General features: G+C 46.1%; 11 protein-coding genes and 1 pseudogene. 8 read left to right on the forward strand and 4 right to left on the reverse strand.

Going from position 1 to position 12,097, the window contains the following annotated elements; translation table 11 throughout:
• Positions 1–306: 306 nt before the first annotated feature.
• From atpD to NIES593_RS11535, 3 genes are all read left to right on the forward strand, one after another.
• Complete coding sequence (atpD, locus tag NIES593_RS11525; protein WP_073599717.1) at positions 307–1,674, forward strand: F0F1 ATP synthase subunit beta; 1,368 nt, start codon at positions 307–309, stop codon at positions 1,672–1,674.
• Between the two features lie 104 nt (positions 1,675–1,778).
• Positions 1,779–2,708: a geranylgeranyl diphosphate synthase CrtE gene (crtE, locus tag NIES593_RS11530; RefSeq protein WP_073599718.1), complete on the forward strand. Its 930-nt coding sequence runs from the start codon at positions 1,779–1,781 to the stop codon at positions 2,706–2,708.
• 20 nt (positions 2,709–2,728) lie between these two features.
• Complete coding sequence (locus NIES593_RS11535) at positions 2,729–3,184, forward strand: divergent PAP2 family protein (protein ID WP_015144481.1); 456 nt, start codon at positions 2,729–2,731, stop codon at positions 3,182–3,184.
• Between the two features lie 213 nt (positions 3,185–3,397).
• Here NIES593_RS11535 and NIES593_RS11540 read toward each other — a convergent pair whose 3' ends face one another.
• Positions 3,398–3,718, reverse strand: coding sequence for a slr1957 family protein (locus tag NIES593_RS11540; protein WP_073599719.1), 321 nt, complete (start codon positions 3,716–3,718; stop codon positions 3,398–3,400).
• A 198-nt stretch (positions 3,719–3,916) separates the two neighbouring features.
• On the reverse strand, positions 3,917–4,477 hold the full coding sequence (locus tag NIES593_RS11545) for a 5-formyltetrahydrofolate cyclo-ligase (protein WP_073599720.1): 561 nt from the start codon (positions 4,475–4,477) through the stop codon (positions 3,917–3,919).
• Positions 4,478–4,676: 199 nt separating this feature from the next.
• Here NIES593_RS11545 and NIES593_RS11550 point away from each other — a divergent pair, with 199 nt between their 5' ends.
• Together NIES593_RS11550 and NIES593_RS25185 are read left to right on the forward strand one after the other, a co-directional pair.
• Complete coding sequence (locus tag NIES593_RS11550; RefSeq protein WP_073599721.1) at positions 4,677–4,973, forward strand: hypothetical protein; 297 nt, start codon at positions 4,677–4,679, stop codon at positions 4,971–4,973.
• 192 nt (positions 4,974–5,165) lie between these two features.
• Positions 5,166–5,336 (forward strand): annotated as a pseudogene (locus tag NIES593_RS25185) (POTRA domain-containing protein); the annotation flags it as partial.
• A gap of 361 nt (positions 5,337–5,697) precedes the next feature.
• Here NIES593_RS25185 and hpsP read toward each other — a convergent pair.
• The gene (gene hpsP, locus NIES593_RS11560) at positions 5,698–6,870 is read right to left on the reverse strand and encodes a hormogonium polysaccharide biosynthesis glycosyltransferase HpsP (RefSeq protein WP_073599722.1); all 1,173 of its coding nucleotides are present in this window, start codon (positions 6,868–6,870) and stop codon (positions 5,698–5,700) included.
• A gap of 41 nt (positions 6,871–6,911) precedes the next feature.
• On the opposite strand from hpsP, the gene NIES593_RS11565 reads away from it, so the two are divergent.
• Entirely contained in the window at positions 6,912–7,844 is a 933-nt protein-coding gene (locus tag NIES593_RS11565) for a sulfotransferase domain-containing protein (protein ID WP_073599723.1), read from the forward strand.
• A gap of 357 nt (positions 7,845–8,201) precedes the next feature.
• The gene (glgA, locus tag NIES593_RS11570; protein ID WP_073599724.1) at positions 8,202–9,677 is read left to right on the forward strand and encodes a glycogen synthase GlgA; all 1,476 of its coding nucleotides are present in this window, start codon (positions 8,202–8,204) and stop codon (positions 9,675–9,677) included.
• A gap of 130 nt (positions 9,678–9,807) precedes the next feature.
• On the opposite strand, the gene NIES593_RS11575 is transcribed toward glgA, so the two are convergent.
• On the reverse strand, positions 9,808–10,647 hold the full coding sequence (locus NIES593_RS11575; protein ID WP_073599725.1) for a helix-turn-helix domain-containing protein: 840 nt from the start codon (positions 10,645–10,647) through the stop codon (positions 9,808–9,810).
• A gap of 196 nt (positions 10,648–10,843) precedes the next feature.
• Here NIES593_RS11575 and carA point away from each other — a divergent pair, with 196 nt between their 5' ends.
• A complete protein-coding gene (carA, locus tag NIES593_RS11580; protein WP_073599726.1) occupies positions 10,844–12,001 on the forward strand; it encodes a glutamine-hydrolyzing carbamoyl-phosphate synthase small subunit in 1,158 nt (385 codons plus the stop codon).
• Positions 12,002–12,097 lie beyond the last annotated feature (96 nt).

A 12,097-nucleotide genomic window follows, 5' to 3' on the forward strand; every position in this document is an offset into this window, starting at 1 on the left:
TCCTAAAAATTTTGGTAAAATCTTTAGAATGCCTTTAGATGTTGATTTTTTTTACGGAGTAGTAATTCCGATTACCCTACCATTTCTAACATAACATTACAGATTATTCTTTTGTATTGAATAACGTTAATTTACATAGACTGATTATTTGTTGTCCAACCTTGTCTAACCTAATCTTAAAATTTCTTGTTTCCATTATTTATCTTCAGACTATTGGCAACAATTTTTAAGTTAGTGTAATACAGAGATAATTTTCCCAGGCAAATATCTTTTTTGAAAATCATCCCATAAGACTCAGTAGATACGATGAACCAAGGTACTGTAGTTTCAGTAAGAGGGAGCGTTATCGATGCTTATTTTCCCAAGCACTTGCCAGAGCTTTATCATCAGTTGGCGGCGGGAGAAAATGGCAGAGTGCAAATTGAAGTCGTCGCTCATCTCAACGCCGAGATGGTCAGGGCGATCGCCCTTACGCCAACGGCAGGATTAGCTCGCGGTTCGCCAGTAATCGATCGCGGACATTCCCTAAAAGTCCCTGTAGGAGAGCGGTTGCTCGGCAGAATGTTGAACGTATTTGGAGAGGCGATCGACGGCGGCGAACCCTTACAGGGAGGGGAGTGGCGATCGCTGCACGCCAAACCCGTATCTCTCATGCAAAGAGCGACAACTTCAGAGATCCTCCGAACGGGGATCAAGGCGATCGACGTTCTCGCCCCCTTGGAGAGGGGCGGCAAAGCCGGACTCTTGGGCGGCGCTGGCGTTGGCAAAACCGTGTTGATTACCGAAACGATCCATAACATGGCGCAGCAGCATCGGGGAGTCAGCCTCTTTTGCGGCATTGGCGAGCGATGTCGGGAAGCCCAGGAACTGTATCAGGAAATGCAGACAACGGGGGTCTTGCCCAATACGGTTTTGGTCTTCGGGCAGATGAATGAACCGCCAGGAGCGCGATTTCGGGTAGGTCACGCCGCCCTGACGATCGCGGAGTACTTCCGGGACGATGCCAGGCAAGATGTTTTGCTGCTAATCGATAATATCTTCCGGTTTATCCAAGCTGGGGCAGAGGTTTCTGGATTGATGGGACAGTTGCCTTCTCGCGTGGGCTATCAACCTACTCTGGCTACGGAGTTGGCGGAACTCGAAGAGCGCATTTGCAATACGGCAATGGGAGCAATTACCTCGATCCAGGCAGTCTACGTCCCCGCCGACGATTTCACCGATCCCGCTGCCGTCCATACCTTTTCCCACCTCTCGGCGGCGATCGTGCTGTCTCGCAAACGGGCTAGCGAGGGCTTCTATCCTGCCGTAGATTTGCTTCAGTCCAGTTCAAAAATGTTGATGCCCCAAATCGTAGGCGAGCGGCACTACCGCATTGCTCAAGCAGTGCGACAAACTTTAGCCAACTACGAGGAACTCAAGGATATCATTGCTATGCTGGGGCTGGAGGAACTTTCCCAGAGCGATCGCCAGATCGTCTATCGAGCGCGGCGGCTGGAGAGGTTTTTAACCCAACCGTTCTTTTCTACCGAGCAATTCACCGGACTGCCAGGTAAATTTGTGGAACTCGAAGCGGCATTGGCAGGGTGCGATCGCATTCTCAACGACGAGTTTTCTGACTATCGAGAGAAATCCCTGTACATGATTGGCACGATTGACGAGGCGAAAAAGCCTTAATACTATTTTAAATTTAGTTCAAGAAATTAGCTCGACTAAATGTATCTGAAAGCGTCACATCGGGTAATAATTAAAAAAGTTGGTAGGTTCAAGGCAATTAAAACATGGTCACGACAGATGAAATAGTAGCAGAGGAGAAACAATCGTCAAATTTCGATCTGGCTTTCTACCTAGAGGAAAAAAAACAGTTGGTAGAAGCTGCTTTAGAGCGATCGCTCTCCATCGGCAAGCCAGAAAAAATTTACGAGGCGATGCGTTATTCGCTATTGGCAGGGGGAAAGCGCTTGCGCCCGATTCTTTGCCTTGCAACCTGCGAACTGACTGGCGGAACAACAGAAATGGCGATGCCGACCGCCTGCGCCCTAGAAATGATTCATACCATGTCATTGATTCACGACGACCTCCCAGCCATGGACAATGACGATTACAGGCGGGGCAAGTTAACCAACCACAAAGTTTTTGGCGAAGATATTGCGATTTTAGCAGGCGACGGTTTGTTGGCTTACGCTTTTGAATACGTAGCCGCTCAGACTCAAAACGTTCCCCCTCAGAGAATCCTAGATGTCATTGCCCGTCTGGGTCGTACCGTAGGCGCAGCCGGATTGGTGGGCGGTCAAGTGCTAGATTTAGAATCGGAAGGCCAACCCGACATTTCCGTCGATACCCTGACGTTTATTCACACCCACAAAACCGGAGCTTTGTTGGAAACGTCGGTAGTTTCGGGAGCTATACTAGCGGGTGCATCGGATGACGAGATCCAACGGTTGTCTAAGTACGCGCAAGATATCGGTTTAGCCTTTCAGATCGTAGACGATATTTTAGATGTTACGGCTACGCAAGAAGAATTGGGGAAAACGGCAGGAAAAGACTTACAGGCGCAAAAAGCTACCTATCCGAGTCTATGGGGACTAGAGGAATCGAGAAAACAAGCCCAGCAGCTAGTGGATGCGGCTATTGCTGAGTTAGCTTCTTATGGGGAGGAAGCAGAACCCTTAAGAGCGATCGCCAGCTATATCGTGACCCGCAAACACTAAACCGCCTAAAACCATTTATCATGTACGATTTTGAAACAATTTTGAGCAATCGGGTATTAATAGTTTCGCTTCTGGCTTGTTTTATCGCTCAGGGACTGAAATTTTTTATTGAATTAATCAGAAATGGGAAGGTTAACCTACGATATTTGGTGACGACGGGGGGAATGCCGAGTGCTCATTCTGCCCTAGTCGGGTCGCTAGCAACTGGCGTGGGATTGACAGCGGGGTGGTCGTCGCCCGAATTCGCGATCGCTTGTCTGTTTGCGGTAATTGTTATGTACGATGCGGCAGGCGTTCGTCAGGCGGCGGGCAAACAGGCGCGAATTCTCAATCAAATTCTCGATGAATTTTTTCACGACAGACACCAATTAAATGAGGAACGGCTCAAAGAATTATTGGGACATACCCCCTTTCAAGTCTTTGTCGGATTGGCGTTGGGAATCGGGATTTCTCTGATTGCCTTTCCCGCTTGGTGATCGATTGGTTTCGGATCGACATAACATGCAAGGGCGAAGCGATTAGCTAGTGCTTGCATCTCTATAAGCTAGATTCTTCGTTGGGCGGAGCCTGTCCTCGAACGAAGTGAAGGAGGACTCCACTCACAATGGCAAAGAATCCTTTTCAGACATCCTCTAAGCCATTAAAGCGGTTTATTATGCTGTAACATAACGCACCGCTTTTATTTTCATTTAAATCTCTTCAACTTCCAGTTGAGCGACAGTAATAGCTGCAAAGGCAAAAGCAAAGACAATCGGCATAGGACACCGCAGAATATAGCTAAGCGCAGCAGCAACGAGCGCTAACACCGTAGCAGAAATTATCCACACTTTTTCTTCAGGACACAATCCCTTTTCCGCTTTAATTGCTCTTAGAGTTTTAGTAGGAATTGGTTCTGGAATTACTGCACCCGGAGGAAACGCCCAATAAAAGTCGCGACGTTCCATAAACAAGTCCGTCCAGCCATTATTGTCGCACCATTCCTGAATCCAACCATCGCAGTAGTGTTTCATAATTCCTTAAGACAATCTTTGAAAATTTACGAATTTTTGTAACAGAAATAAATAACAGCTAGAAGTTGGACTTTTATAATAGCAAGGCTAGCCCAGAGAGAGGTTTAATTCAATAAAACTTAATACTAAAAATTGAGAATTTTTAACCAAATGATGATTGATAAGTTTAAGCAAAAATACTCGAATACTTTGTAAAAGTTAGTAAAGAAAAGTGCTTGTTTCGGTACAGACAGCTTGCAATCTTTTATCCCAAGGTTCGACAGGAAGTTGGGGTAAATGTGCAAAATCAAAGATAACTCCCACTGTAGGAATCTTCGACCACTGAGGAGAAGCGAGCAAGCGGTCGTAAAACCCTCCTCCGTAACCTAAACGATAGCCCTGGTAGTCACAAGCGACAGCAGGAACGAGAATGAGATCGACTTGTGAAGGGTGTAGGGACGGCGCATCGGGGAAGGGTTCATCAATGCCGTAAATTCCGGATTGTAAGGGATCGCCGGGACGCCAGCGATGCCAAACTAAAGACTTTTCAACGCAGCGCGAAAATCCCCAGCGACGGTTAGCAGTAAATAAGGGACTGAGATCCGGTTCTTGACGAAAACTGAAATAGGCAAGAACGGTTTTTGCTTCGATAAATAGCGATAGTGTTTGTAACTTCTCGCAGAGGCGATCGCTTTTTTCTCGCCAGATATCTTGAGGCAGCGATCGCCGTTTTTTTAACAGTTCTTGACGTAATTGAATTTTATGTTGCTGCTGTTTCATTGATAAACCAACGATGCGAGATGAGGTAAGCTATAAATTATAAAATTTTTCACAAAAAATTGACCCAATAGGATCGCTATTAGTCAATTCCAGAGAGAATTTTTACTTTTTGACTCTATGGCTCCGAACGCTATTTATAGGCTAGCATCAGTCATTTCGGCTACTACTATCCTAACTTTTTTGGGTATTAGGAGAAGCAATGGCACAAACGTTTAGTCCTGCTCTTCTAAGCACAGGACAAAACACAAAGTTATTTACTGTGCTGATAGTTATTGCTAGCAAAAGCCAAAAAATTAAGCGAAACAATCCCAACTTTGTCGAAGAAGATCTTGCTTTTTACGCTTACGGGGCAGGCTCTAACCTGGGTACGCCAATCGATCGTTTCCAAAATTCTCTCGTGCCAGGAACATATTTTTATGCCAACGAAGCGGAACAAACTCTTCTCGGTAACCGTAGCCATGTCGAAGCAGGTCTTGCTTTTGAAGTTGGGATTTAGTTTTTGCGATCGCACCGCACCTATCTTTCATCATCTCCCTATACTGTGACATCCTCCTGCGCTAAATCAAAGACTATGGCGCAGGCTTCCCAATCTCGCGACCGGGCATTCCTAGTTATTTCCATAAAAACAGCTTTTATAAGCTGTTTTTCGATAAAGTAAGATTAATTTGGAACCACTGAAGAATTACTTTGTCTGCGCTCTAAAATTACCGAATTCTATGTTGACAATGGTTACATTAACTCTGGGGCTTTTTTGCCCAGCAATCAAGACCTCAACAGCGGGATCGTCCAAATTCAAGTCGTTGAAGGTAAACTCGAAAAGATTGAAATCAATGGTTTAGATCGCTTGCAAGAAGGATAGGTGCGATCGCGCATCGAACGATGCACAGATCGACCCTTAAATCAACAACGCTTAGAAGAAGTTCTATAACTCCTATAGCTATAGCCAACGAGATTAGGGAGTAAACGAAAAGGGGGACCATAGCGTCTACCCGATTTCAATGGCTAAAGCTTATATAACAAAGGCGATTCATTACAAGACAATGGTTTTTATTTTTCCTTGCACTACCAGCCTTTTTAACCTAAGTAACCTGAGTTTGGGTTAAGCAAATTGAGGTAAAAGCCAGTTAAGACGAAGGCTAGGCTTTTTAGGTTGGTAGCAATAAGCAGACATTCTTTAAATATCCTTATTCGTCCGGCTAAATCCCAAAATAGCGATCGCGCTAGTCGATAATAGACTGATAGACTGAAATGGTTTGTTTGGCGATCGCACTCCAGCTATAGCGTTCTATAACTAATTTACGAGCGTTGGAACCTCGTAGTTTTCTTTCTTCAACCGTTTCTAAAGCTGACCTCAGCGTTTCGGTTAAAGATTCAACCTCAGTCGAACAGATCCATCCCGCACCAGCATCCTGCACGTCTTGCCAAATATAAACGCGATCCGAAATCACCACTGGCACTCCCGCCGCCATCGCCTCAGCCACTGCCAGACCAAAATTTTCATAGTAAGAAGGCAAAACGAAAATATCCGCATCTTGCAAGAGTGCTAACTTAAAATCTCCCGATACAAAACCCGTAACTGTGCTACAGCTTGACAGTTCGGAAGCTTGTACGCTTTCTCGGATCTGTTTCTCGTAATCTGGATCCTGAGGATTCGACCCCGCCAGTACAAAATAAAACGGCAATCCTTCTTTTAAGAGCGCTTCCAAAGCCGGAACGAGCAAATCTAAGCCTTTTTTGGGATCGATGCGGGACATGAACAACAGCAGGGGGAGATCGTCAGGAATGCCAAATTGCTGGCGTGCTTGTCCCAAAGAAGGCAAATTTTCGGGCAGGCTTACTCCTAAAGGAATGACTAAATCTTTTGTTTGAATGCCAAAGCGTTCGGAGATTTTACATTCTTCTTGAGTAGTAAAATGAATTCCAGCTGCCCCCGCGAGATTGGGTCTTTCCAAGAGCAATCCATAAAGTTGCTTCAATTGCTTTTTTTTGCGTAAATCTGACGGGTCGAGCGTTCCCAGCGGGCGTAGAATATAGGGCAGATTTTGCCATCGCGCGATCGTTGCTGCTGCCGTACAGACGGGAGAAAATAGGGCATGAATGTGCGCTAAATCGTAATCGCAAGCGTGCTTAGCCAACCAGCGCAATAAACCGAGGGAAAACTTATAGCGACGGAAAGGAGAACAGGGAAAATAAATGATTTGATAGCCGTCTTGAGGGATGGGTTTGCCAATCGGGACATCGAGGGGAGGTTGGCCCGCGTCTCCATTCGCGTTCGTCGTGAGAATGGTAACGTCGATTCCTTCAGCCGCCAGTGCCGTCGAGAGTCCTTGCACCATTTGACTAGGACCGCCATAGACAAGAGAAATAGACGGGATAATTTGGAGAATTTTCATATAATTGCGGTTGGGCGATCGGGTATAAAAAGTTTAGGGATATGGATAACAATAAGATAAAGGTTCTCTATATTTCAGGATGGGGACGCAGTGGCAGCACTATATTAGCCAGAATTTTGGGGCAAATTGACGGTTTTTTCCATGGCGGCGAATTGCGAACGATTTGGGTAGATGGACTAAAACCAAATGGCTTGTGCGGGTGCGGCGTTTTAGTGCGAGAATGTCCGATTTGGAAGGCAATTTGCGATCGCGCTTTTGGAGGGATCGATAAAATCGACCCTCCAGAAATCACTCGCTTGCAGCGCAGCAGCGAACCTCGCACCCAAGAAGTCTTATTAGCTAAATTTCTTCCCAATGCTCGCTCAAAATTAAAGTCTCGTTTAGAAAACTATCACGCTATTTTAGATAAGCTTTATCGCGCCATTTATGAGGTAACTGGAAGTCGAGTTATCGTTGACGATTCCAACCATCCCGGTTATGCCTACGCACTGTCAATGATGCCAGGAATCGATCTCTATATCATTCATTTAATTCGAGATCCTCGCGCCACTGCCTATTCTTGGTCGCAGCGCCAGAAAAAAGGATTGGGAACTTACACAATTCGCGATAACTCTCTCGGTTGGAATATCCGCAATCTCGTGACTGAATCGCTTTCTAGAACAGTTTCGGGAAAATATTTGAGACTTTTTTATGAAGATTTTGCCGCTAAACCTAAGCTAGCAATTCAACAAATCCTAAATCTGCTAGAAGAGCAACCTTCGCAACTGCCATTCGCATCAGAAAATGAGGTTCGACTGGGTATCAGTCACAGCGTATTCGGCAATCCCAATCGAACCGACAGCGGAACTATCACGATAAAGCTAGATGATGAGTGGAAGAGAAAATTAGATAAATCGGATCGAACAACCGTGACAACTCTAACCTTTCCTTTGCTGCTCAAGTACGGATATTTCAGGGTTATGGGGGATAGGTAATTAGCCGAGATTTTCCACAATTAAGTAGGCGAGCAGAATTAATTTCCAGATTATTGTAATGCGAGCAAGATGCTCGCTCTTCGGGTTATGTCCTACGGACTGAGAGCCTCCGGCTCCGCTACACTTTCCGCACTACGCCTATTTAATTTTGCCTCCCTACTTGTCAATCGCGATCGCAAGTTTGTCTAATTTTTTTGTTGCCAGTACGGGCATAGCAATGAACTCAATGCGTTACAAGCATTTTTGAATTTGACCACGTCTTTTACTGCTTGCAATAACATCTACCATTGGGCATAGAAAAATATATACTTTTGTAAAGATCTAAAGATTAATTTTTAATTAAGTGAGGAAAAAGAAGTGTATATCGTACATATAGCCTCTGAGTGCGCCCCGGTCATCAAAGCCGGAGGTTTAGGAGATGTTGTTTACGGACTCAGCAGGGAATTAGAAATTCGGGGTCACTGTGTCGAGATTATTCTCCCCATGTACGATTGCATGAGGTACGACCAGATTTGGGGACTCCACGAAGCCTACCGGGATCTGTGGGTGCCTTGGTATGGGAGCACTATTCACTGTACCGTGTTCTGTGGCTGGGTACACGGACGGCTTTGTTTCTTTATTCAACCTCACTCTGGGGATAATTTCTTCAACCGAGGTCACTACTATGGTGCTTTGGACGATCATATGCGCTTTGCCTTCTTTAGCAAAGCTGCCCTAGAGTTTCTGTTAGTCAGCAACAAGCGTCCTGATATCATCCATTGCCATGACTGGCAAACGGGTTTAGTCCCAGTCATGCTCTTCGAGATTTATAAATGGCATGGGATGTGGAACCAGCGAGTTTGCTATACCATCCACAATTTTAAGCACCAAGGTATTGCGGGCGTAGACGTTCTTTGGGCAACGGGGCTGAACAACGAACCCTATTATTTTAGTTACGATCGCTTGCGGGATAACTTTAACGATACCGCAATTAACTTCATGAAAGGCGGCATCGTCTACTCCAATTTTGTCAACACCGTTTCGCCTCACCACGCCTGGGAAGCCCGCTACAGCGAGGTTGGCTGCGGTCTGGGTCACACCTTAGAAATCCACCATCATAAATTTGGCGGCATTCTCAACGGCATCGATTACAATATCTGGAATCCGGAACTAGACAACTATATTCCCTATCACTACAGCGTAGATAACTTCGAGGAAAAAGCCAAGAACAAAAAAGCCCTCCGAGAAAGGCTGTTGTTACGCGATGCCGATAAGCCGTTAGTTTGTTACATCGGTCGGCTCGACGATCAAAAAGGCGTTCATCTGGTGCATCATTCAATTTACTACTCGCTCAACAGAGGAGCGCAATTTGTCCTGTTGGGTTCGCCTACAGAATCGGCGATCGGCTCTTGGTTCTGGCACGAAAAATGTCACCTTAACGACAACCCAGACTGTCATTTAGAACTCGGTTTTAACGAAGAACTCGCCCACTTAATCTATGCGGGAGCAGATATCATCGTCGTCCCTAGCAACTACGAACCCTGCGGACTAACGCAGATGATTGGCTTGAAGTATGGTACCATACCGATTGTCCGGGGAGTTGGCGGTTTGCTGAATACGGTATTTGATTATGACTATGATGAATTGCACTTGCCAGAAGAACGTAACGGTTATGTATTCTTCCAACCCGACAATCACGCTTTGGAGTCGGCTTTGGGACGGGCGCTTGAGCTATGGTATACCTCTCCCAAAGAATTCCGCCAACTTGCCATGCAGGGAATGGCGTACGACTACTCCTGGAATCATCCCGGCGAAAAATATCTAGGGGTTTACGAGCATATCCGACATAAGTGATGACCTGCTATTGTTGATAAGGACGTATGGCAATGCGTCCTTATCTGCCCAACTCTCAAAAATGCTTACAAGCCTAGCTGTTTTTAGCTCGCAATCCTCCAATTAAGGCAATTTCAAGTCAGATATCATCTTAGGAAGGGGACAAAGAATAGATTTGTCCGTCCATCAAAAGACGAGTAATTCCTTTTGCTTGCAGATAGGAGCTAGTTTTATGAAGCATGCGACCGTCGGGAACTTTAATAACCCGTTGAGAGCGATTAGAAAAACGTCTTGCCACTCGATGATTATCAAAAACGGGAAGCGTTTTTTGCTGAAATTCTTCAGCCGGAATTTTACCGAGGTCGGCAAAATCTTTTAAGGGTCGAGTGATTAACTCAGCTGCGCGATCGATCACCAAATAACAAGTTTTTGGGAACGCAGCTGCTGATAAAGGTAACACTTGAATCTTAACTTTAGGCGAAATAGATGGGGTATAAGCTGCCTCTACTTCTTCCTCTTCCCAATCTTCGTAGTCTTCCTCTTCTAACTCGTCTTCATCTTCATCGAGACTAACTAAATCTTCTCCAATAATTTCCCCTAAGGCAACCACCTCGCCAACAGGGGCGACGGTTTCATTGTCGAAGAATTCTTCGGCTTTTGGAGTCGAAATCGTCCACTCTTGTAAAGCAGCCGCTTTATCTTCAGGGGGGAAGCTTTCCGCAACCTCTGAGCGCAGAGGGACGGGTTTGACCGGTTCGACTGCTTTTTCTTCGCTAGCGAGGGGGATTGGCTTTCCGGGCGTTCTTGCCAAACGTTTTTGCTGGATCAGATCTTCGTATTCTGCCTCAGATAAATGACTTTTGAGGAAGCGACTGATCGTCGAGCTACTCACCCCATAGCGATCGGCTAAGGTAGAGGTAGTCTCCTCCGTTTGCCGATAAAGCTTAAGAATTTCTTGTTTATCCTCGTCAGTCAATTTTCTGGGACTCATACGGTTTATTCGCCCTTTTAGGGATTGGGACTCTGCCTCTTTGAGCTAGTTGCGATCTGCTATGATTATTGCGATCGCAAAACGTTCGTCAATCGGGCAAACTTTATCGATAGATTAAATTGGCTATCTATTCTAGTCTATCGCTCGCCGCCCAAAAATATAATGATAGCTTATTAGCAAATCAATCTGAACGTCTATGCCAATTGCAGAGGCTAAGCCAGCCCTATTAGTTCTTGCCGACGGAACTTCCTATCGAGGATGGTCGTTCGGCGCTACGGGAACGGCAGTCGGAGAAGTGGTATTTAACACCGGAATGACCGGCTATCAGGAAGTGTTAACCGATCCCAGTTACTGCGGTCAACTCGTTACCTTTACTTACCCAGAATTGGGCAATGTGGGCGTCAACCCGGAAGATGAAGAATCCAATCGCCCCCATGTCAAAGCCGTCATCGCCCGCAACATCACCTATCGCCCTAGTAACTGGCGGGCAACTAAATCCTTACCAGACTATCTCGTCGAACATGATATCCCTGGGATCTACGGCGTGGATACCCGTGCTATCACGCGCAAGATTCGCTCGGTCGGCGCGATGAATGGCGGCGTTTCCTCTGAAATTCTCGACCCTCAAACGTTATTGCGCCAAGTGCAAGCGGCGCCGAGTATGGCGGGATTGAATTTGGTTAAAGAAGTTACCACCCGAGAAGTCTACGAATGGACTAACCCAACCGATCCTCATTGGGAGTTTCGTCCCCTTGATGGCGATGGAGACAGAGAAACCCTGACGGTCGTCGCGATCGATTTCGGCATCAAACGAAATATTCTGCGCCGTTTGGCTAGTTATGGCTGTCGCGTCATCGTCGTTCCCGCCGATACAACTGTAGAAACAATCCTCAAATACGATCCCGATGGCATTTTCCTCTCCAACGGTCCCGGAGATCCGGCAGCGAATACCGAGGGAATTGAAACGACCAGAGCGCTTCTAGAATTAGGTATGCCTACCTTTGGCATTTGTATGGGACACCAAATTTTGGGGTTATCTCTGGGGGCAAAAACCTTTAAGCTGAAGTTTGGACATCGGGGATTGAATCAACCGGCGGGTTTGTGCCAACAAGTGGAGATTACCAGCCAAAATCATGGGTTTGCGGTTAATGCCGATACCTTAAATCCAGAGGTAGAAATTACTCACTTGAATTTAAACGATCGCACGGTAGCGGGATTGCGCCATAAATCTTTACCTTTCTTTTCGGTGCAGTATCATCCAGAAGCCAGTCCCGGCCCCCACGACGCTGACTATTTATTCGAGCAGTTTGTAAAATTAATGAAAGAGAAACGCGCTAGGAGTGGCGATCGGTAGAGACGCGAGCGGCAGGCAGTAATCTCTCTATCGAGAGAGGTCGTGCAGGATTAATGACTGATTAGCGATTTTTACCGCGCCGTCCCCGCTAAATTC

It is taken from the genome of Hydrococcus rivularis NIES-593 (assembly GCF_001904635.1).
Lineage (GTDB): Bacteria > Cyanobacteriota > Cyanobacteriia > Cyanobacteriales > Microcystaceae > Hydrococcus > Hydrococcus rivularis.